The sequence below is a fragment of the Peribacillus sp. Aquil_B1 genome (assembly GCF_022603275.1).
Taxonomy (GTDB): domain Bacteria; phylum Bacillota; class Bacilli; order Bacillales; family DSM-1321; genus Peribacillus.
Genome location: NZ_JAKXEE010000003.1, coordinates 367,993 through 389,959 on the forward strand (window position 1 = coordinate 367,993; position 21,967 = coordinate 389,959).

General features: G+C 42.7%; 24 protein-coding genes. All 24 read right to left on the reverse strand.

Annotated features, from left to right (window positions below; all coding sequences use genetic code 11):
• Window positions 1-16 precede the first annotated feature (16 nt).
• Window positions 17-1,054 carry a stage II sporulation protein D gene (gene spoIID / locus MPH60_RS19890; protein ID WP_241589643.1) on the reverse strand — a complete coding sequence of 346 codons (1,038 nt, stop codon included), beginning with the start codon at window positions 1,052-1,054 and terminating at the stop codon, window positions 17-19.
• A 192-nt stretch (window positions 1,055-1,246) separates the two neighbouring features.
• Entirely contained in the window at window positions 1,247-2,548 is a 1,302-nt protein-coding gene (murA, locus tag MPH60_RS19895) for a UDP-N-acetylglucosamine 1-carboxyvinyltransferase (protein WP_241589642.1), read from the reverse strand.
• A 32-nt stretch (window positions 2,549-2,580) separates the two neighbouring features.
• Window positions 2,581-3,330: a YwmB family TATA-box binding protein gene (locus MPH60_RS19900; protein ID WP_241589641.1), complete on the reverse strand. Its 750-nt coding sequence runs from the start codon at window positions 3,328-3,330 to the stop codon at window positions 2,581-2,583.
• 158 nt (window positions 3,331-3,488) lie between these two features.
• Window positions 3,489-3,731, reverse strand: coding sequence for a DUF1146 family protein (locus MPH60_RS19905; protein ID WP_101223821.1), 243 nt, complete (start codon window positions 3,729-3,731; stop codon window positions 3,489-3,491).
• A 149-nt stretch (window positions 3,732-3,880) separates the two neighbouring features.
• On the reverse strand, window positions 3,881-5,407 hold the full coding sequence (gene nuoN, locus MPH60_RS19910; protein ID WP_241589640.1) for an NADH-quinone oxidoreductase subunit NuoN: 1,527 nt from the start codon (window positions 5,405-5,407) through the stop codon (window positions 3,881-3,883).
• A 3-nt stretch (window positions 5,408-5,410) separates the two neighbouring features.
• Window positions 5,411-6,934, reverse strand: coding sequence for a complex I subunit 4 family protein (locus tag MPH60_RS19915; RefSeq protein ID WP_241589639.1), 1,524 nt, complete (start codon window positions 6,932-6,934; stop codon window positions 5,411-5,413).
• Window positions 6,931-8,802 carry an NADH-quinone oxidoreductase subunit L gene (gene nuoL, locus MPH60_RS19920; RefSeq protein ID WP_241589638.1) on the reverse strand — a complete coding sequence of 624 codons (1,872 nt, stop codon included), beginning with the start codon at window positions 8,800-8,802 and terminating at the stop codon, window positions 6,931-6,933. The genes MPH60_RS19915 and nuoL overlap by 4 nt, the downstream gene beginning before the upstream one ends.
• A gap of 34 nt (window positions 8,803-8,836) precedes the next feature.
• Window positions 8,837-9,151: an NADH-quinone oxidoreductase subunit NuoK gene (gene nuoK, locus MPH60_RS19925; protein WP_063236468.1), complete on the reverse strand. Its 315-nt coding sequence runs from the start codon at window positions 9,149-9,151 to the stop codon at window positions 8,837-8,839.
• Entirely contained in the window at window positions 9,148-9,666 is a 519-nt protein-coding gene (locus MPH60_RS19930; RefSeq protein ID WP_241589637.1) for an NADH-quinone oxidoreductase subunit J, read from the reverse strand. The genes nuoK and MPH60_RS19930 overlap by 4 nt, the downstream gene beginning before the upstream one ends.
• Complete coding sequence (gene nuoI / locus MPH60_RS19935) at window positions 9,663-10,082, reverse strand: NADH-quinone oxidoreductase subunit NuoI (RefSeq protein ID WP_048685828.1); 420 nt, start codon at window positions 10,080-10,082, stop codon at window positions 9,663-9,665. The genes MPH60_RS19930 and nuoI overlap by 4 nt, the downstream gene beginning before the upstream one ends.
• A gap of 33 nt (window positions 10,083-10,115) precedes the next feature.
• Complete coding sequence (gene nuoH / locus MPH60_RS19940; protein ID WP_241589636.1) at window positions 10,116-11,123, reverse strand: NADH-quinone oxidoreductase subunit NuoH; 1,008 nt, start codon at window positions 11,121-11,123, stop codon at window positions 10,116-10,118.
• The gene (locus MPH60_RS19945) at window positions 11,124-12,221 is read right to left on the reverse strand and encodes an NADH-quinone oxidoreductase subunit D (protein ID WP_048685832.1); all 1,098 of its coding nucleotides are present in this window, start codon (window positions 12,219-12,221) and stop codon (window positions 11,124-11,126) included.
• A 5-nt stretch (window positions 12,222-12,226) separates the two neighbouring features.
• The gene (locus tag MPH60_RS19950; protein ID WP_241589635.1) at window positions 12,227-13,546 is read right to left on the reverse strand and encodes an NADH-quinone oxidoreductase subunit C; all 1,320 of its coding nucleotides are present in this window, start codon (window positions 13,544-13,546) and stop codon (window positions 12,227-12,229) included.
• Window positions 13,547-14,023 carry a NuoB/complex I 20 kDa subunit family protein gene (locus MPH60_RS19955; RefSeq protein WP_170946902.1) on the reverse strand — a complete coding sequence of 159 codons (477 nt, stop codon included), beginning with the start codon at window positions 14,021-14,023 and terminating at the stop codon, window positions 13,547-13,549. It lies immediately after the preceding gene.
• A 26-nt stretch (window positions 14,024-14,049) separates the two neighbouring features.
• Window positions 14,050-14,424: an NADH-quinone oxidoreductase subunit A gene (locus MPH60_RS19960; RefSeq protein WP_076368347.1), complete on the reverse strand. Its 375-nt coding sequence runs from the start codon at window positions 14,422-14,424 to the stop codon at window positions 14,050-14,052.
• A 358-nt stretch (window positions 14,425-14,782) separates the two neighbouring features.
• Complete coding sequence (locus tag MPH60_RS19965) at window positions 14,783-15,184, reverse strand: F0F1 ATP synthase subunit epsilon (protein WP_048685840.1); 402 nt, start codon at window positions 15,182-15,184, stop codon at window positions 14,783-14,785.
• 25 nt (window positions 15,185-15,209) lie between these two features.
• Window positions 15,210-16,607: a F0F1 ATP synthase subunit beta gene (atpD, locus tag MPH60_RS19970; RefSeq protein ID WP_214744208.1), complete on the reverse strand. Its 1,398-nt coding sequence runs from the start codon at window positions 16,605-16,607 to the stop codon at window positions 15,210-15,212.
• 88 nt (window positions 16,608-16,695) lie between these two features.
• Window positions 16,696-17,556 (reverse strand): F0F1 ATP synthase subunit gamma, encoded by an 861-nt coding sequence (locus MPH60_RS19975; RefSeq protein WP_241589634.1) that lies wholly within the window; start codon window positions 17,554-17,556, stop codon window positions 16,696-16,698.
• A gap of 39 nt (window positions 17,557-17,595) precedes the next feature.
• Entirely contained in the window at window positions 17,596-19,104 is a 1,509-nt protein-coding gene (atpA, locus tag MPH60_RS19980) for a F0F1 ATP synthase subunit alpha (RefSeq protein ID WP_048685849.1), read from the reverse strand.
• A gap of 24 nt (window positions 19,105-19,128) precedes the next feature.
• Complete coding sequence (locus MPH60_RS19985) at window positions 19,129-19,665, reverse strand: F0F1 ATP synthase subunit delta (RefSeq protein ID WP_101223834.1); 537 nt, start codon at window positions 19,663-19,665, stop codon at window positions 19,129-19,131.
• Window positions 19,662-20,183 carry a F0F1 ATP synthase subunit B gene (gene atpF / locus MPH60_RS19990; RefSeq protein WP_241589632.1) on the reverse strand — a complete coding sequence of 174 codons (522 nt, stop codon included), beginning with the start codon at window positions 20,181-20,183 and terminating at the stop codon, window positions 19,662-19,664. Before atpF ends, MPH60_RS19985 begins: the two co-directional genes overlap by 4 nt.
• Before the next feature lie 167 nt (window positions 20,184-20,350).
• Window positions 20,351-20,575 carry a F0F1 ATP synthase subunit C gene (atpE, locus tag MPH60_RS19995; protein ID WP_048685857.1) on the reverse strand — a complete coding sequence of 75 codons (225 nt, stop codon included), beginning with the start codon at window positions 20,573-20,575 and terminating at the stop codon, window positions 20,351-20,353.
• Between the two features lie 64 nt (window positions 20,576-20,639).
• Window positions 20,640-21,335: a F0F1 ATP synthase subunit A gene (atpB, locus tag MPH60_RS20000; RefSeq protein ID WP_241589629.1), complete on the reverse strand. Its 696-nt coding sequence runs from the start codon at window positions 21,333-21,335 to the stop codon at window positions 20,640-20,642.
• Between the two features lie 22 nt (window positions 21,336-21,357).
• Window positions 21,358-21,726 (reverse strand): ATP synthase subunit I, encoded by a 369-nt coding sequence (locus tag MPH60_RS20005; protein ID WP_048685860.1) that lies wholly within the window; start codon window positions 21,724-21,726, stop codon window positions 21,358-21,360.
• Between the last annotated feature and the right edge of the window lie 241 nt (window positions 21,727-21,967).

The following is a 21,967-nucleotide window of genomic DNA, read 5'->3' on the forward strand; positions in this document are numbered from 1 at the left end:
TGGATCCCCCCATCTCTCATTTTTTTGCCGTCATCGTATTCAGCCACTTACTTGAAGACTGAACTTTGACGCCTTTATAATAATATTTAACGATGTCTTCATAGGTTTTTCCTTCCCTTGCCATGCCATTAGCACCGTACTGGCTCATTCCAACTCCGTGTCCGGACCCTTTTGTCGTGATGACAATCTGGTTGCCTTGACGCTCCCAGTCAAAATCGGATGATGTCAGCCCGAGCTTCTCACGAATCTGTTTTCCTGTCATTTTCTTTCCTCCGATTTCCACTACACCTACGCGATTACCCGATGTTCTTTCAATAACAGTCCCTATTGATGTTCCCGAGGAAAGACTTACACCAAGTTTCTTTTCAAAATCTGCAGTATCGACAACTACTTTATTATAAAATTTTGGTGATTCTTCTTTATCCCACGGACTGGATACACTTTTTAAATAGGGAAATTCAGCTTGCCAATAGTCCTCTGAATTCTCCGTATAACCATTGCTGGTCGAAAAAAATGTGGCAGTAATCGGTTTTCCTTCATAGGTTAAGATTTGACCCGCCGTTTCCTTTATAGCCTTGTTGATTTTTTGCATCTTAGATTTATAATCAGAGCCCCACTGTTTTTTCAGCTCATCATTATTCTTATAAACTTGGTGCATGACTGTATCGCTTACATCGGCACCATCAGGCAAGCCTAATCGACTTTCGCTTATGAGCTGATTGACAATGTAGGTTCTCGCTGTCAATGCTTGTGCCTTCAGCGCTTCTTCTTCAAAATCTGCTGGCATTTCAGCTGCAACCACACCAGTTAAGTACGATTCAATCGGCAGTTTTTCAATCTTTTTTGCAGATGTGCGGTAAACGGCAACTTCTACGGAACTCATTTCATTTGCAGCTACCTCTTTACCCTCATTCTTCGCTTTCTTTTCCAATTGTTCGGTCAATTGCCCACTTGTCTTTTCATTTGAAAATGGAAGCACAAGCACTGCTGGAATCATGATAATTACGAATGCTACTGCTATGAATAGTACGATCATCGGTTTGATTGCTTTCAAATTCCTGAGCCTCCCTACACTTGTTTTCTCTGCCATAAATCCCACTCAGCAGGTTTCTTTACATAACAAATGTATGTCGAAGGACAAGCTTTTATGAATAGAAAAACGACAACTATTTATCTGTAGGCGATGACAAGACAAAAAAACCATTCACGGTTCAATGACTCGAACGTGAATGGTTTATAAGCTAACTTATGCGTTTAAATCTGCGATTTTTTTTGTTTCAGCTGGCACATCTTCGTTAATACGTTCCACATCAGCACCTAGAGCTGCCAATTTACCATGGAAATTCACGTACCCTCTGTCAAGATGCTTCAATTCTGTAACACGTGTAATGCCATCTGCAACCAATCCAGTCAGGATGAGCGCTGCTGCGGCACGTAAATCTGTTGCAGCTACTTCAGCACCTTGAATGTTAGTTGGTCCATTAACGATAACGGAACGACCTTCTATTTTAATATTGGCATTCATGCGACGGAATTCTTCAACATGCATGAAACGGTTTTCGAAAACGGTCTCCGTAATCATGCTTGTTCCTTCAGCACGAAGTAGTAATGCCATCATTTGCGATTGCATATCAGTCGGGAAACCAGGATGCGGCATTGTTTTGATATCAATGGCCTTCAAGGTTTTTGGACCGATAACGCGTAATCCATCTTCTTCTTCAAGAATTTCAACACCCATTTCCTCCATTTTGGCAATAAGGGAAGTAAGGTGTTCAGGTACAGCTCCTTGAACAAGAACATTGCCGCCAGTAAGAGCGGCCGCAGTCATGAATGTACCGGCTTCGATGCGGTCAGGTATAATCGTATGTTCAGTGCCATATAATTTATCGACACCTTCGATTCTCATCGTACCAGTACCGGCACCTCTGACTTTGGCACCCATTTTATTAAGGAGATTCGCAAGATCTACAATTTCAGGCTCTTTGGCCACATTTTCAAGAATAGTTATACCTTCAGCAAGTGTTGCTGCCATCATGATGTTTTCAGTGGCACCCACACTCGGGAAGTCAAGGTACACTCTTGCACCCTTAAGTCTGCCTTCAACCTCGGCATCAATGAAACCATTGCCGACCTTCACTTTTGCACCCATCGCTTCAAAGCCCTTTAAATGCTGGTCGATAGGACGTGATCCGATGGCACAGCCACCAGGAAGAGCAACTCGGGCCCGGCCATTCCTTGCTAGTAATGAGCCCATCACTAAAACGGAAGCTCTCATTTTACGTACATATTCAAATGGTGCTTCTTCTAATAACTCTCTTGATGCATCTACAGTTACTTGATTGTCATGAAAGGCAACATCTGCATTTAAGTTGCGCAATACTTCATTGATTGTATATACATCGGAGAGCGTAGGAACATCTTTAATGATACTTTTCCCATCACTTGCTAATAATGTTGCAGCGATAACTGGCAAAACGGCGTTTTTAGCACCTTCTACTTTAACTGTCCCGCTAAGCCTTTTTCCGCCGCGGACGATGATTTTTTCCAAAAGTATTCCCCTCCGCGTCCATTTTCTCTATATTAATATTCAAACGTTATGATTGGTGTGCCAACTACAAAGTTCGTTCGGTCACCCAATCCTTCTGTCCGTAGCCCAAACTGCAAATTTAATTTTTCTTTTGTCAAAGGTTGTTTAAACAATGTTGAATGTGCAGATATAGATGTAAAGTTTGTTTCATGCACACTCTCAATTTCCCTTGCTTGGAACATATCTAACAGGTCTTCAGTTTTAGAGTTTAAAACCGAATCCATATTATCATTGATAGACCCTTTAATACAAGAAAAAATTGAAGGAGTTCCTATAAATAGGTCATTCACCCTGTTTCGGAACGAAGCAGTAAAAAATGCCGCATTGGCTTTCTTCCACTTTTTCCCCTTCACTTCGTAAATAACATAGGTAACTTTATCAAATTTCTCTTCCGTTGTCATTATTTTGATAGACTCGGTCAGACCTGAATCGACATTGTAAGTTAACGCCTCTGCCTTCCAGCCGGAAGCATCATCTTTCCGGTGCCATTGAAATTGAGGGTATTTTCGTTTTAAAGCTGTAACTTCGCTTTCAAACTCTTGTTTAGTTGTAATCTCTTTATTTATTTCTCTAGTGAGTACAGACCAATCCTCTATGTCTAAATCTTTATCTTTTTGTAACAGTCCCACCAATTTAACTATATCTGGTTTACTTTCTGCCACAATCGTACTATTCCCAATTAAAATCACCATCAAACCAAGAAATACTATGTATGTTAACATTTTTTTGTTTAAATTAAACATGTTAAATCCCTCCCCTTTTACACATTCTTTCCAGAAGGAGAGAGATCATACTTCAAGTTTTCCGACAATTGGTGACAACTTCCCCTTAAACTGGCAGGAAGCAAAAGCGAATACAAGAGTAGAATCATATTTTGCTATAAGAAAATTCTTACAGCATATCAGTCATTACTAAACATATACGGAAGTTGATTTGCAAATCCCAGGTAGTCGAGGAAGAAATTACTTACAACTGAACCGATGGCAACCGTTAATAAAATATATAAAACCCTGGCCTTGATGACAGAATTGGATCTTAATATTTTATCAAAATGTAATGCCTGGAGAGCCCACCAGGTAACTGCGATGAAAAACAAGTGTGCAATTATTCCTGTTAAAGCCTGCTGTCCCATTGCTGAAAACATGTACATACCTCCTAACAGACACCCGAATTCTATTCTAACACAAAACCCCTGCATATTTGGAATTTAAAAGGAAGAATTGCAAAATATCTTTTTAAAACTGTAAATAGAGGCTTGATCCAATGGAACAAGCCTCTGATACAGGCATTATATCATTTACTTGAAATAAAGTCTGTAAATTCGCCAAATTGATCATGAATAAAATCAAAGGCAATATTTGGCGCCACCCCGAAAAGTATGGTGCCTATTACGCAAATGATCAACACAATGTAAAGACCCGGGCGGATTTTAATGACCTTCTCTGAATGAATGGGTCGGAAAAAGACCTGAACCAATAATCCGAAATAATACACATAGGATACAATGGTACCTGCAATCATGATTCCTGCAAGGACAAAATGTCCAGGCTCCGTTATGAATGTTCCAAGAAAAATATTAAGTTTGCCAATGAAACCTGTCGTTCCGGGGATTCCAGCAAGCGACAGGATAAATACGGTGAATGCCATGGCAAGATAAGGTGATTTCCTCCCCAGTCCTGCAAGAATGCTAATATCTTCTGACCCACTTTGGCTGGATAGCAGCTGAATGACTGCGAATACACCGATATTCATTAATACATAAGCCATTAAGTAAAACCAGACAGTATCCAGGAGAAAATATCCCCCGCCCAATGTAGCCACCGCTACAAGCAGGTAACCCGCATGGGCGATGCTTGAATAAGCGAACAATCTTTTTAAATTTTGCTGTCTTAACGCAACCACGTTTCCAATGATGATCGTCAGACCCGCTAACGAAGCTATATAGATATTATTTTTTTCCAAAAAGTCGAGCGCTCCGAACGTATCACCGGAAGCTGTTAGGAACAACGAGAGAAAAATACGCAGGATGATGACGAAACCCGCGATTTTTGAAATGACACTCAAGAAGGCTGCGACCGGTGTCGGTGCCCCCTCATACACATCCGGCGCCCACATATGAAATGGAGCGGCAGCTATCTTGAAGGCTACACCGACAAACACCATGAAGAAAGCGAGGCCCATGATGTATTGCAGCTGGCCGTCCGACATCGCAGCCATCGTCCGGCTCATTTCGCCTAGATTGACGGAACCGGTCACTCCATATAAATAGCTCATCCCGAATAAAGTGATTGCTGTGGAAATGCCTCCGTTTATCACATACTTCATGGACGCTTCGTTGGACTTCCGATCATGCTTGCGTATTCCGACCAATATATAAGATGAAAGTGAAAGAAGTTCCAGTCCAACGAACAGCGTGATCAAATCACCGCTTGAGGACATGACCATCGCTCCAAGTAAAGCGGTCAGGAACAGATAATAAAATTCCCCCCGGTGCTCCCGCAGCCCCTCTTGCGGCTCATATCCTTCAGCCAGAAGGATGATTAGGGCAGCTCCGAATAACAGTAGCAGCTTAAAAGCTTTTGCAAATGAATCCAAACGAAACGTATCGGATAAGATACTGACTGTCTCAAAGGATAGCAGGCTAATCAGTGACAAACATGCCAAAATGATTCCGGTTAGCGCCAGCCATGCCAGTTTTCTCCGATTAAAGTGCTTCGGCCAGAATAAATCCAATATCGAAAGAATCATGGTCGTTCCAAGGATGATGAATTCCGGCATCATCGCTCCCCAATCATAAGAAAGCATCGTGTTCCAATCCATCCTTCATCGCCCCCCTAGAGCTAGCATCATGGCTTCAATCGTTCCTTGAAGAGGCCCGCCTAACAAATTTGGGTATACCCCAATAGATATTATCAAACCAAGAAGAACCAACGCAGGGGCAAACTCCCAGCTTCCAAGATCCCGCTTCTCTTTTTCTATCAAGCTAGCATTTTTCCCGAACGTCATCAGCATGACGGACCTCAGTACATAAACAGCGGTTAATACAAGCCCGATCACGCCTATTGCCGCAAGCGACGGCTGACTTTTGAATAAGCCAAGAAATACCATGAATTCACTGATGAAGCCGGACATGCCAGGCAAACCGAGTGAAGCCATCCCGCAGGCTAACATAAACCCTGAAAAAATCGGCATCGACTTGGCCAATCCCCCTAGCTTAGGAAGCATGGTGGTTCCCGTCCGCTCATACAAAACACCCACCAAGAAAAACAATAAAGCAGCAATTAGCCCGTGTGAGATGACTTGAAAAATGGCTCCCTGAATGCCCGCTTCATTCAAGGCTCCCAGCCCCATCATGACGATACCCATATGTGAGATCGATGAGTAGGCTAAAACGAGCTTGAAATCCGTTTGTAGCAAAGCTAGAAATGCACCATATAAAAAACTGAGGACTCCAAATAGGACAATGGTAAAGGCCAAGCTTTTATATTGTTCAGGAAATATCCCCATTCCAAACCGGATGATTCCGTACGCCCCTATTTTCAATAGGACACCTGCATGTATCATGACTATGGATGGAGGTGCTTCTGCATGGACCCGCACCATCCAGCTGTGAAAGGGAAAGACGGGCAGCTTTATCGCAAATGCTATGAGAAAGGCGAGACATAAACCATATTTCATCGAACCGGATATTGGTGCAAAAAGTGAAACACCGCCCATTGTCATCATCTGTGTCAATGCTGCAATGTTGGTCGTACCAGTCCTGGCGAACAAAATCAAAATGGCCACTAATAAAACAGCCGAACCAATGCCATTATAAATCAGAAAACTATAAGAAGCTTTCTCCCTCTCCAGAAAGCCCCATCTGCCAATTAAAAAGAAGGCAGGAATCAAAGTCATTTCAAAAAAGATGAAAAAAAGAATCAAATTTTCTGCGGTGAAGACACCGAGCATCCCAATCTCCAGGATTAAAAATAACAAATAATACCCTTTCCATTCCTTTTTTATATAAATGGATGCGATTGCGGCCAGTGATGAAATGATTGTTGTCAGTAATATGAAGATGAGGCTTAATCCATCCAGACCCAACTCAAAGTCAACCGTGAAGAGCTTGGGATCATACATCTCCAAATTCCCAAACCTGATCCAATTCAACTTAATGTCAAATAAGGATAGGGCCACACCCGAATAATATTGGCTGCATAGAAAGAATGATAGGAAAAGAGGAGGCAGTGTTCCGAAAAAGCCAAATTGTTTAATCGTCCTTTCCTCTTTTTTCGGCATGAGGGCAACCATCACTATGCCCAGCAGCGGTGAAAACACTAAAAGCGAGAGCAAATAGACATTCATCTTAGATACCCCCCAGTTACTGCAAAAATCACCAACAGTACCGCAAGTCCCAGAAAGGCTATCATGCCATATTGCTGTACATGTCCTGTTTGCAGTTTAGACCCTATTTTCCCCAATCCTTCTATCGAACTTGTTACAGTGGATACCAGGCCGCCGACAATGAACCTTTCTATATAAGATAGGAATATACTAAAGCTTCTGACTGCATAGCCTGCGGTGTAATGGTAAATTTCATCAATATAATACTTATTTTCCAAAATCCGATAGACCTCGGAGTTTTCTTTGACAAGCCAGTCCCGAGGTAACTTCTTTTTAGCGTATATCATATAAGCAAGGTATATCCCGGCCAGCGATACAAGCACGGCCAGCAACATGATCCAAACAGGTCCCTCACTATGGCTGGCGCCTAGAACAGCTTCATTTCCCTCCACAAGCCACTCCCCGAGGAAAGTTCCAAACCACGGTGTTTGGATATACCCGCCGATTACAGCAAGCAAAGCCAATGCGAGCATGGGAATCAGCATGATGAAAGGTGATTCCTTGACCTGTTTTACTTGACTGCGCGAATCGCCTGCAAAGATCATGAAAAACAGCCTGAACATATAAAACGCAGTTAAAAAGGAGGTAACCACCGCTAGACCAAACAATATATAACTACCATTCTCCCAGGCTGCCATTAGAATTTCATCTTTACTGAAAAAACCCGAGAGCAACGGAAACCCCGATATCGCCAAAGTGCCAGTCAAGAACAGCGGCCCAGTCCAATTCAACTTACCCCATAGGCCGCCCATCTTTTCCATATCCTGTGTATGTATAGCGTGAATAACACTGCCTGCTGCCAAAAACAGCAATGCTTTAAAAAAGGCATGGGTCATTAAATGAAACACCCCGGCCACATATCCCGAAGTACCCAAAGCAAGCATCATAAAACCAAGCTGAGAGATTGTCGAATAGGCCAATACACGCTTAACATCCTTTTGCACGATGGCAATGCTTGCGGCAAATATGGCTGTAATTCCACCTGTTATCGCGACGACCTGCATCGCAGCAAAACTTGCCATGAATAGCGGAAACATCGCCGCCACCAGGTAAACCCCTGCAGCAACCATGGTTGCTGCGTGTATCAATGCGGAAACCGGAGTCGGGCCTTCCATTGCATCCGGAAGCCATGTGTGAAGCGGAAATTGCCCAGACTTCCCAACCGCACCGATAAAAATCAAAATAGCGATTAAAGTCAGTTTTTCACTTGATATCATGCCCGATTGAACGGCTTGAAAGATCTCTCCATATTCAAAGCTGCCTGTTTCCCAGAATAGAAGAATGATGCCGATTAAGAGCCCTACATCCCCAATCCTGGTCATGATGAATGCCTTCTTCGCTGCAGCCTTAGCTTCCAGTTTATAAAAGTAAAACCCAATGAGCAGGAAAGAACCCACCCCGACCAATTCCCAGAAGATATAAAGCTGTAATAAATTGGGTGCCATGACAAGTCCAAGCATGGCAAAGGTGAAGAAGCCCAGATAAGCATAAAAAATGGAGAATCGCACTTCACCCTTCATATACCCCTTCGAATATATCTGGACAAGCAGACTGACAAGGGAAACGACCACAAGCATCAAGGCATTAAGCTGATTGATTTCGAATCCCGCTGTAAGTTGCGTCCCTCCGAATGAAAGCCAATCTATCGATATATTATAAGTAGGTTCTTTAAATCGTTCCATCAGGACGAGTAACGATAAAACAAACGAAGCCAATGTACATATTATTCCTATAAAAGCCCCTCGTTCCCGCAACCGCCCGCCTGATAGAAGCAGAACCAGAAACGTGACGAGTGGAAAGACCGGTATGAGCCATGCGTGCTCCATCATCGTATCAAATCCCCTTCTTCATTTATATAAGCCTTCAATGCTTCATAATTTCCATTTCATCGACATTGACCGTCTTCCGATTGCGATAAAGGGACATTAGTATAGCAAGCCCTACAGCTGCCTCGGCCGCAGCGATCGTAATCGTGAATAAGGAAAAAACTTGACCTGTAATGGATGGCGTTACCCCGAATTTACTGAAGGCAACTAAATTGATATTCGCAGCGTTCAGCATCAGCTCGATTGAAATCAAAACAATGACCGCATTTCTTTTCGTCAAGGCCCCATACAGCCCTATACAAAATAAAACGAGTGCCAATACAAGGTAAGCCGACAAGGGAACTCCCGTCATGATTGATCTCCCTCCTCATCATCTTTTTTAGCCAATACGATGGCACCGACTAAAGCAACAAGCAGGAGTACCGACATCACTTCAAATGGAATCACATATTTTGAAAAAAGCTCGATTCCTATTTGCTTCGTATTTTCCTCATGTAAGGCCGTTGGCTGTACAGGTATATCCAGATTATAAATCCCCAGATAAACCGCCACGGCAAATCCAGCAATCGCTGCCAACAAGGAGAAATTCCCCCACCCCCCTTTAGCGGGTGCATCATTTTCTTGGTGTTTTGTCAGCATAATCCCGAATAGCATCACGATCGTAATTGCCCCTGAATAAATAAGGATTTGGACAATGGCGACAAACTCGGCCGAAAGCAACATATAAATACCTGCAATGCCCAAGAAAGTAAAAACAAGTGCAATGACCATGTGCACCACTTTTGTTAAGGTAATCAGCAGCACCCCGCCTACTATCGCGACGAGTGCCAAACCAATGAAGGCAATTAATTCACCCGACAAACTCATACTTTATTCACCTTCCGGATATTTTCATCATTTTCATCCAACCACTCCAGATTTTTAAATAGATGATCACGGCTATACTCGGCCAGCTCGAATTGATTCGTCATCACGATTGCTTCTGTAGGGCAGACCTCCGTACATAAATCACATAAAATGCAAATCTCGAAATTGATGTCATACGTATCAATGATTTTCCCTTTTTTCGACGGGTCCGGATGTTTTTTACCAGTTAATTGAATACAATCCGTTGGGCAAATCGTCACGCACTGATTGCATACAATACACTTTTCAGGATAGAATTTCTGGATTCCGCGGAATCGGTCAGGAAGTGGAAGCGGCTCATTCGGGTAGTCATAGGTCACTTTTTTCCTCGTCAAGTTCTTTAATGTATAGGTTAAACCTTTTGCTAAACCAAGCATATAAATCCCTCGCTTTCCGACCAGCTTAAGTTTCTAAAAAAGGTTAATCAATTCTTTTATAAGTGCCGTCAAAAATATATTAGCCAATGCAACCGGAAGCAGCACCTTCCATCCGAATTCCATCAATTGATCGGCCCTTATACGAGGAAAGGTTACACGAATCCAGACCAATACATAGAATACGGCACTGAACTTCAGCCCGAACCAGATGGCTGCCGGAATAAAATCCAAAAACGGAATAGAATTCCATCCCCCTAAAAATAATACAGTGGTTAGCGTTGCCATTGCAAACATATACACATATTCGGATAACATGAAGAAGGCCCAGCGAAATCCAGAATATTCAACATGATAGCCTGCAACAAGTTCGGATTCCGCTTCCGGAAGGTCAAAAGGAACCCTGTTCAACTCGGCAACCGATGCAATAAAAAACACGATGAACGCAATCGGCTGCAGAAAAATGAACCAAACCTTTTCCTGGGCTGCAACTATATCATTCAAGTTTAAACTGCCTGTTATGAGGACGATTCCCACTAGCGACATCACCAAAGGGATCTCATAAGATATCATTTGCGCGGCTGCCCTCATTCCGCCAATCAAAGAATATTTATTATTGGATGCCCAACCCGCTGTGACGACGCCGATGGTCGATATGCCGGAAATCGCTATATAATAAAGCAATCCGACACCTATATCAGCGAATTGGAAGGCATCGGTGAACGGCAAGGTGGCAAGGACCATGAAAGCAGGAGCAAAAGCAATCACCGGAGCTAAAATATATAACGGCTTATCAGCTTTTTTCGGTATCGTATCTTCCTTGATCAGAAGTTTCAAAACATCGGCAACGGTCTGCAAGAGACCCCATTTCCCCCCAATTTGGTTTGGACCGACACGCATCTGCATGAATCCCATGATTTTTCGCTCTGAAAGGATACCATAGGTTACAAACCCTAATACGACGAACAGGAGCAGGACTGCCAAACCAAAAAAAATGCCAAAATTCAGCAAGCTTGGAGCGGAGTGGAGAAGGTCCTTGATCATTTATCCATCCACCTCCCCTAAAACGATATCGATTGCACCTAATATCGTTATCAAATTCGCCATATTTTCCCCTTCCAATAATTTCGGAAGAATTTGCAGATTATAAAAAGAAGGTCTGCGAAATTTCAGACGGTATGGCTCCTTTTTCCCTTCACTCGCGATATAACAGCCGATTTCCCCTCTTGGTGATTCAATTCGGACAAATGCTTCACCCTTAGGAACCTTTATTATTTTAGGAACCTTAGCAAGGACTGGACCTTCTGGGAACTGCTCAACAGCCTGCTCGATGATTTTCAGTGACTCCTCGATTTCTTCCATTCTGCAGTGATAGCGTGAAAAGGCATCACCCTCTTCCCTTGTAGGAACATCAAATGTAAACCTGTCGTAAATGGAATATGGTTCATTTTTTCGTAAATCCCATTTTACACCTGTACATCTTAGGTTGGCACCGCTAAGCGAATACTGCAAGGCTTCTTCCTTCGTATAGATGCCCACCCCTTTAACCCGATTAACAAAGATTTCATTCCCAGTCACAAGCTCATGGTAACCGGCAAGCTGCTCCCTCATATAGGGGACAAACTCGGCTACCTTCGCAATCCAGTCTTCAGGAGCATCCCATTTCACACCTCCGACACGCATATAATTGAATGTAAGGCGTGCCCCTGACAATTCAGTCAATAAATTAACGATCATTTCACGTTCTCGAAAGGCGTATAGGAAAGGGCTCGTCGCACCTATATCCAGCAGGTATGTACCCCACCAGACAAGGTGGCTTGCAACTCTGCCCAATTCCATTGCGATAACCCGCAAATATTCTGCCCTCTCGGGAATCTCCACCCCCATCATTGTCTCAACAGCATGGCAAAGCACATAATTATTTGTCATTGCCGCTAGATAATCGAGCCGATCTGTATATGGAATTATTTGCGTATATTGCAGATTTTCCGCTAATTTTTCCGTACCGCGATGCAGATACCCAATAACAGGTGTAGCCTCTTTTATAATTTCACCGTCAATTTTGATGACAAGCCGAAAAACACCATGTGTACTAGGATGCTGCGGCCCGACATTGAGAAGCATTTCTTCCGTCCTTAACATTGGGCTTACACCTCCACATCATAAGGCTGATAATCTTTTCTAAGGGGATACCCTTTCCAATCATCACCCAGTAAAATCCGTTTTAGATCAGGGTGTTCATAAAAGTTAATACCTAATAAATCATACGCCTCACATTCTGGCCAATTTGCTCCTGACCATAATGAGACCAATGATGGAATAACGGGAGATTCCCTATCAAGCTTCACCTTCAAGGCAACTGATTGGTTCATTTTGAATGAATGTAAATGTACATAGATTTCCATATGGGATTCAAAATCCGTACCATGAAGTTCCGATAAATACGAAAAGTCAAGCCGTTCATCGTATCGCAGAAATTTTGCTATTGAGAAATATGTATCAGGATTAGCCACTAAAGTGGGTACATCTTTTGATAATCTATTAATATAGTGCTCTAATAATGCCCCTTGTCCTAAATGGCTTTCAATAGCAGAAACAATTTGATCGAGTTTCGACTGATTTGGGGAAAGCTCGCTAGGGACGATTTCTTCCTCGCTTTCCTTTACAGCGGTCCTGTTCTTCGCAACAGCTGCAGCTTTTGCCTTGGCCGCCGCTGCCGCCTTTTGCTTCGCTATATCCGTTTCATCTTCCGCATCCGCACCTTCAGCTTTCGCCCGTTTTCGGGCCAGGGCTGCCGCCTTCGCCTTGGCCGCCGCTGCCGCCTTTTGCTTCGCTACATCCGTTTCATCTTCCGCATCCGCACCTTCAGCTTTCGCCCGTTTTCGGGCCAGGGCTGCCGCCTTCGCCTTGGCCGCCGCTGCCGCCTTTTGCTTCGCTATATCCGTTTCATCTTCCGCATCCGCACTTTCTGCTTTCGCCTGTTTTCGGGCCAGGGCTGCCGCCTTCGCCTTGGCCGCCGCTGCCGCCTTTTGCTTCGCTATATCCGTTTCATCTTCCGCATCCGCACCTTCAGCTTTCGCCTGTTTTCGGGCCAATGCTGCCGCCTTCGCCTTGGCTGCTGCCGCCGCCTTTTGCTTCGCTATATCCGTTTCATCTTCCGCATCCGCACTTTCTGCTTTCACCTGTTTTCGGGCCAATGCTGCCGCCTTCGCCTTGGCCGCCGCTGCCGCCTTTTGCTTCGCTATATCCGTTTCATCTTCCGCATCCGCACCTTCAGCTTTCGCCCGTTTTCGGGCCAATGCTGCCGCCTTCGCCTTGGCCGCTGCCGCTGCCTTTTGCTTCGCTATATCCGTTTCATCTTCCGCATCCGCACTTTCTGCTTTCGCCTGTTTTCGGGCCAGTGCTACAGCCTTCGCCTTGGCCGCTGCCGCTGCCTTTTGCTTCGCTAAGTCTTCCTTTTCACTCATCTATATCACCCGCTTTCCGGTTTTCGCCTCGTAACGGATTTTTTCTTTTAACTTATTGATTCCATAAATAAGTGCAGCTGGGTTTGGGGGACAACCCGGTATATATACATCGACAGGTACAATTTGGTCTACCCCTTTGACCACTGAGTATGAGTGAACATAAGGCCCACCAGCAGTTGCACAGGATCCCATTGCAATTACCCATTTAGGTTCTGGCATTTGTTCATATAATCTACTTATTATTGGAGCCATTTTTTTCGTTACAGTTCCTGAAACAATCATGACATCCGATTGTCTGGGTGATGTCCGGAAAAACGAACCAAATCTATCCAAATCATAATGTGATGAGCCGACACCCATCATTTCAATTGCACAGCATGCCAACCCGAAAGTCATTGGCCAAAGTGAGTTACTTCTAGCCCAGCCTTTTATTTGTTCAAGTGTGGATAAAAAAATACTGTGTCGCATTTCTTCCATTTCTGCAGGGGTAAGTTCATCCAATTTCAATTCCACTTTAACACCTTCTTTTTCCAAGCATAAATTAGTCCTAGCATAAGGATCAGGACAAAAAACAGCATTTCAATCAATGCAAACAGTCCGAGTTCATCATAAGCGACCGCCCATGGGTAAAGAAAAACGGTTTCTACATCAAATATGACGAACATCAATCCGAATAGATAATACCTGACATTGAATTGAACCCTTGAATCCTGAAAAGGCTCGATTCCACTTTCATAAGTCGTATATTTCATATCTGTCGGTTTATAAGGCCTTAGCAGTCTACCAAGAAATAAAGCGATCACAGGCAATAAAATGCCGAGACAAAGGAAAACAAATACAATTAAATAATTATTTTGGTAAATATGCAGCTGTCCCATGTTCATCTCCCTTTATGGATAAATCATGTTAAATGGGTGCAATTTAGATTTGCTTGTCTTCTTTTTGGATACCTTTTAAATATTATGCAGGGTGACATTCTTTTAGAAGCAACGTGAAAGGAGGGGTTATGAAGCAATAAATGTAAGCGTATACATTATAACATCAGGATAAAAGCATGTCGACGAGTTAAGGATTAATATGGAAAATACTTTAATCCATAATTCGACTTTTTTTTCATACTACAACCTTTTTTCCTAATTTCGATATTACCTATTACTATCCTCAAAAACCTTTTGGATAAAAAAAACACCTAATCTTACCACGAATGGCTCGATCAGGTGTTTTCATCAATTAAAGTTATCGCATTTCTGCAATTTGGATTCGGTTGATGGCACGTTTAAGCGCTAAATTAGCTCTTTTGGCATCATTTGATCCATCATTGTTCTGCAATCTTTGTTCAGCACGGGCTTTTGCTGCTTGAGCACGTGCAAGATCGATAGTTTCAGCTCTTTCAGCAGATTGAGCCAAAATGGTTACCACATCAGGGCGAACTTCTAAGAAGCCACCATTTACAGCTACATAGTCTGTGTTGCTTCCATTTTTAAGACGGACAGCACCAATGGTAAGCGGGGCTACAGTTGGAACGTGTCCAGCCATGATTCCCAGCTCACCGCTTTTAGCTTTAGTGCTTACCATTTCAACTTCTGCATCATATACTGGGCCATCGGGAGTAACAACATTGACTTTAATGGTCTTCATTTCATTCCCTCCTAGGTCCCTTTAATTAAGCCATTTCTTTTGCTTTAGCAATAACTTCTTCGATGCGGCCAACTAGACGGAAAGCATCTTCAGGAAGTTCGTCATATTTTCCAGCTAGGATATCTTTGAATCCTTGGACTGTTTCTTTAACTGGTACATAAGATCCTTTTTGACCAGTGAATTGTTCAGCCACGTGGAAGTTTTGTGACAAGAAGTTTTGAATTCTACGAGCACGGGCAACGATTACTTTTTCGTCTTCGCTTAATTCGTCCATACCCAAGATGGCAATAATATCTTGTAGTTCTTTATATTTCTGTAAAGTCGATTGCACTTGACGAGCCACTTTATAGTGCTCAGCGCCAACGATTTCCGGGCTAAGGGCACGAGAAGAAGACGCCAATGGATCAACTGCAGGGTAGATACCCATTTCAGAAAGCTTACGCTCAAGGTTTGTTGTTGCATCCAAGTGAGCAAAAGTTGTAGCTGGAGCCGGATCCGTATAGTCATCGGCAGGTACATAGATCGCTTGAATGGATGTAACTGAACCTTTATTTGTTGAAGTGATACGTTCTTGCAATTGGCCCATTTCAGTAGCAAGAGTTGGTTGGTAACCTACCGCTGAAGGCATACGTCCTAGTAGGGCGGAAACCTCAGAACCTGCTTGTGTGAAACGGAAAATGTTATCGATGAAGAAAAGAACGTCTTGTCCTTGTTCGTCACGGAAATATTCAGCCATTGTCAAACCGCTTAGAGCGACACGCATACGTGCACCTGGCGGCTCGTTCATTTGTCCGAATACCATCGCTGTTTTCTTGATAACGCCAGAATCAGTCATCTCGTAGAAAAGGTCATTACCTTCACGAGTACGCTCACCTACACCAGCGAATACCGAGATACCGCCGTGCTCTTGTGCGATGTTATTGATAAGTTCTTGGATAAGTACAGTTTTACCAACACCGGCTCCACCGAAGAGACCGATTTTACCACCTTTGATGTAAGGAGCAAGTAAATCTACTACTTTAATACCCGTTTCAAGGATTTCAACAGATGTTGATAATTCTTCGAAAGACGGTGCTTGTCTGTGAATTGGATCACGACGCACCTCTGCTGTAAGTGGTTCGAATAGGTCAATGTTTTCCCCTAATACGTTGAAAACACGACCTAGAGTAACTTCACCTACAGGAACGGAAATTGGAGCTCCTGTATCAACAGTCTCTGCACCACGGGTTAAACCATCAGTGGAAGACATTGCTACAGTACGAACTGTATTATCACCTAGTTGAAGGGCTACTTCAAGAGTTAGTCCTGTACCAGACGCTGTATTTTCGATTCTTAACGCGTTATAGATCTTAGGAAGTTGTCCGTCTTCGAATTTCACGTCAACAACCGGACCCATAACTTGAGTAACGCGTCCTATATTCATCGTTTTCCCTCCTAACGTTGCTTATAACGACTATCGAGTTTATGGAACGGCCAAGCTTCGTCCGGGCCGACCGTCCCCTTAAATGATTTTATTCTAAAGCTGCTGCACCGCCGACGATCTCTGTAATTTCTTGAGTAATAGCTGCCTGGCGTGCACGGTTATATTGTAATGAAAGTGAGTCGATCAATTCTTTTGCATTATCGGTTGCACTTTTCATTGCAGTCATACGTGCAGAGTGCTCACTTGCTTTACCATCTAACAAAGCACCATAAATTAAACTTTCTGCGTATTGAGGCAGTAATACCTCAAGGATTTCTTCTGCATTCGGTTCAAATTCATAAGAAGTCAATGTTGCATTGGAAGTATTGAAGTCAGCTAACGGAAGGACTTGCTTTTCCGTTACCTCCTGCTGGATTGGGCTGACATAATGGTTATAGTACATATAAAGCTCATCACACAGCTCATTCAGATACAAATTCACTGTTGATTTTGCAAGGGAGCTAATGTCAGCAAAAGACGGCTGATCAGGAACCCCGATTACTTCAAGCTCTACGTGCATATTACGGCTGACAAAGAAATCACGGCCAACCCTTCCGATTGCGATAATGACGAACTCATCATTGGATTTATGGCGTTCAAGAATGGTTTTATGAACTTGGCGAAGTATACTACTATTGTATGCCCCAGCCAATCCACGGTCCGATGTGATTACCAAGTAACCGGTTTTCTTAACTGGACGTGAAGTAAGCATTGGATGTGATGCATCCGTGCTTCCGTTCGCAATGCTGGATACCACTTCTTGAATTTTTTCCATATATGGAACGTATGCTTTAGCATTAGCTTCTGCACGGTTCATTTTAGAAGCAGATACCATCTGCATCGCTTTTGTAATTTGACTCGTCTTTTTCGTTGAAGTAATCCGAGACTTAATATCGCGTAAAGAGGCCATTCATTCTCACCACCCTTTTATAAATTAGTTAGACCTTTATTATTCAGAAATAACGAAGTTCTTTTTGAATTCGTTAATTGCAGCAACGATAGCAGCGTCTTCAGGAAGACCTTTAGTTGTGCGAATGTGATCTAATAATTCCGGATGAGAACGATCTAGGAACACATAGTATTCTTCTTCAAAACGAAGGATATCCGATACAGGAATATCATCTAAATGACCTTTAGTCAATGCATAGAAAATCATGACTTGTTTTTCAACTTTGATCGGTTTGTTTAGGTCTTGTTTTAGAACTTCAACTGTACGAGCACCACGGTTAAGTTTTGCTTGTGTTGCAGCATCCAAATCAGAACCGAATTGAGAGAATGCTTCCAATTCACGGTATGAAGCCAAGTCAAGACGTAATGTACCGGCAACTTTTTTCATCGCTTTAATTTGTGCAGATCCACCAACACGGGATACGGATAGACCAGCGTTAATCGCAGGACGTACACCTGAGAAGAACAAATCGGATTGCAAGAAGATTTGTCCATCAGTGATGGAAATAACGTTTGTTGGAATGTAAGCAGAGATGTCGCCTGCTTGTGTTTCAACAAACGGAAGAGCAGTGATTGAACCGGCACCTAAAGTGTCATTCAATTTAGCTGCACGCTCAAGTAAACGGGAGTGCAAGTAGAATACATCCCCTGGGAATGCTTCACGACCTGGAGGACGGCGAAGTAGCAAGGAAAGTTCACGGTATGCAGATGCTTGTTTAGAAAGATCATCATAAACCACAAGAACGTGCTTGCCAGCGAACATGAACTCTTCACCCATAGTCACACCAGCATATGGAGCTAGGTATAAAAGTGGTGCTGGTTGAGAAGCTGATGCAGATACAACGATTGTGTAATCCAAAGCACCATTTTTACGTAGTGTTTCAACAGTTCCACGAACCGTTGATTCTTTTTGACCGATAGCGACATAGATACAGATCATATCTTGGTCAGCTTGGTTAAGAATTGTATCGATCGCAACTGATGTTTTACCAGTTTGACGGTCACCAATGATCAACTCACGTTGTCCACGACCGATTGGAACTAATGCATCGATTGCTTTAATACCTGTTTGTAAAGGTTCATGTACTGATTTACGGTCCATTACACCTGTTGCAGGGCTTTCGATTGGACGAGTTTTTGTCGTAGCGATCGGGCCAAGACCATCTAATGGCTGTCCAAGCGGGTTCACGACACGTCCGATTAATTCTTCTCCAACTGGCACTTCCATGATGCGGCCAGTACGGCGTACTTCACTGCCTTCTTTAATGTCTCTGAATGGTCCAAGAATAACAACACCCACGTTATTTTGCTCAAGGTTTTGTGCTAATCCCATTGACCCATTGGAAAATTCTAAGAGCTCCCCAGACATTGCATTATCTAAACCATGAACGCGTGCGATACCATCACCAACAGTGATAACCGTACCAACATCGCTTACTTTAATTTCCGACTGATAGTTTTCAATCTGCTTTTTAATCAGCGCACTGATTTCTTCAGCTTTGATGCTCATGAATTTCACCCCTATCTGTGAATATTAACCTAATAGTTGTTTGCTAAGGCGATCTAACTTACCGCTAATCGTCCCGTCATAAATGCGGTTACCGATTTGTAATTTGATGCCGCCAAGGATATTGCTATCCGTAATATTAGTAATGCGTAAATTTCTTTTGCCGATTTTCGCTGCAAAAGATGAAGACACAGCTTCCACTTCCGTTTCAGTCAATGGACGTACTGTATAGACCGTTGCATCAGCTACTGAGTTTTCTTCATTCGCAAGTTCAATGAACTCCTGTGCCATTGCTGTCACTTCATCTGTACGATGACGCTCCACCATCAACATCACAGTGTTTTGAACGGAAGAAGAAAGGCTTGCAAATGCATTTGCAATCAAAGCGGCTTTTGCATCTTTAGTCATTTTAGGATGAGCCAGAAAGCTTAATAGCTCATTATCATTTGTAAAAACTTCATTCACTATGCGAAGCTCTTCTTCAAGTTGGTTAATGAGATTTTGCTCTTTCGCAATTTGGAAAAGGGCAACGGCATAACGCTTTGCTACTGTTATATCGCTCATTTCCCTTCTCCTGCCTCTTGAATGTAGTCATTAATCAATTGCTCTTGATCTGCTTCGGATAATTCTTTTTCTATTACTTTAGAAGCAATAAGTACGGATAAAGATGCCACTTGCTCGCGTAATGCCGTAATGGCTTTTTCTTTTTCCTGTACGATTTCACGCTTAGCTGTTTCTTTGACGCGTTCAGCTTCAAGACGTGCTTGATTCACGATCTCTTCACGCTGTGCTTCACCTTGAAGTTTCGCGTTTTCTATAAGTTGTCCCGCTTCAGTGCGAGATTGTTTTACGATTTCACGTTGTTCTTCTAAATATTTAAGTGCTTCTTGTCTGCTAGCTTCAGCTGCTTGAATTTCATTTGCAACATGTTCTTCACGTTGAGTCATGATGCCCATTAGAGGACCCCATGCAAATTTCTTCAGCAACGCTAACAAAATGATAAACATTACTAATTGGTATAACATGTCTCCGCCATTAAAGCCATGAGACGTTGACCCAAGTACTAAGCTGCTTGTTAACACGCTTGGTTCACTCCCTTCACGAGTTTCACTTCTTAAAGCGTTCATTATATATGAACTTTAGAAAACTATGCTCTTAAACTGTATAAAAACAGGATTGTGGACATAAAGGAAAGGCGAAGGTTCACATGGAACGAACTTCGCCATTTTTGAACTTTTTGAAGGTTCTATTAACCACCATATACCATAAACGCAATTACTACAGCGATGATAGGCATCGCCTCAACTAAACCTACCCCGATGAACATTGTTGTTTGAAGCATACCGCGAGCTTCTGGTTGACGAGCGATACCTTCTACTGTTCTTGAAACGATAAGACCATTACCAATACCTGCACCTAGTGCTGCTAAACCAATTGCAATTGCTGCTGCAAGAAGACCTACTGAACCTGTCATTATAAATATCCTCCTTAGATTGTATCAAAATTTATTATTTTTTTAGTTCTAAATGAACTTATAATTAATGGTCGTCACTGACTTTATGAGACAGATAAACCATTGTTAACGTGACAAAGATAAACGCTTGGATACTGCCGACGAAAATACTATAGCCTTGCCATACTAATGTAGGCACAATTGCACCAATAAATCCGGCAGCTCCACTAAATGCTAGGGATCCCGCTAATAGACTCAGCAAAACTTCACCAGCATAAATGTTACCATATAGACGCAGACCAAGTGTCAAGGAGTTTGTAAATTCCTCTACAAGTGTCATTGGGTTTTTATAAGCTTTAAAGTAACCCTTGGCGCCTTTCATTTTTATAGCATAATAATGCGTTAAACCTAAAACCATGACTGCAAGAGTCAATGTGATAACTGGGTCGGCTGTTGGTGATTTCCACCAAAGCACTCCATCGTAACTAATTGCAAACGGAAGACCTAGCATATTGGACACAAAAATGTACATTAGCAAAGTCATACCAAGCAGTTGAAACTGACCACCTGTTCTCCAGTCCATGTTACTATTAATAATACCTTTAACGAAATCCATAATCCATTCCATGAAATTCTGCATGCCGGTTGGCTTCATGGCAAGCTTACGCGTACCAAGCACAGCAAGTATGAACACAACTAGGCTGGCAACCGTAATCATTAGGACGTTACTCAAGTTAAAGGTAAGACCCATAAAATCGTGTAAGGGTGCTCCATGATTCAACTATATTCACCTCTCTTCCCCGCTATCGACGTATTAATTGGATGAAAAAATCTATAAAAATGACAATATAAGCTGTCATTAATCCCCATACAACACTTATCAGATGAAAATGCTCCGGAAATTCCAATGCAATGAGTACCGCTAGTCCCGCGGATGCCATTCGTGTCATCGTCCCAAGAGATTTCGTTTTCTTTCCTTCATCGAGCGCCTGACTGAACTTTTTCATTTTCTGATTGATCAGCCATAAATTGTATAAACTCAAACTCGTACCCAGTATAAGCCCAGCAAAAACGGCTTGATAACTCGTAAGTCCCCATCCAACAACATAAACCGCCAGAAGAAAAATTATATATTTACTCTGCCTGTTGAACATGATTTTCATTTCTGGCATTTTTCATTTAATCTCCTGAGAAATATTTTCGTACTGAATGAAGCATTGCTTGTAAACCTAGCAAGTCCACAAAGAAGGCCAATTACTAATAGCAGCGGTTCGAATCTAAGGTTCTGACAAGTAAAAGAAGATACCGAACAAAACTGATCCGACTATTTGAGAAAGAATCGCTGACATCAAAGTCATAGCCATTTTAGACGGCGATCATTTGACGCAAGTTGCATCCTCGCGGTTGAATTTG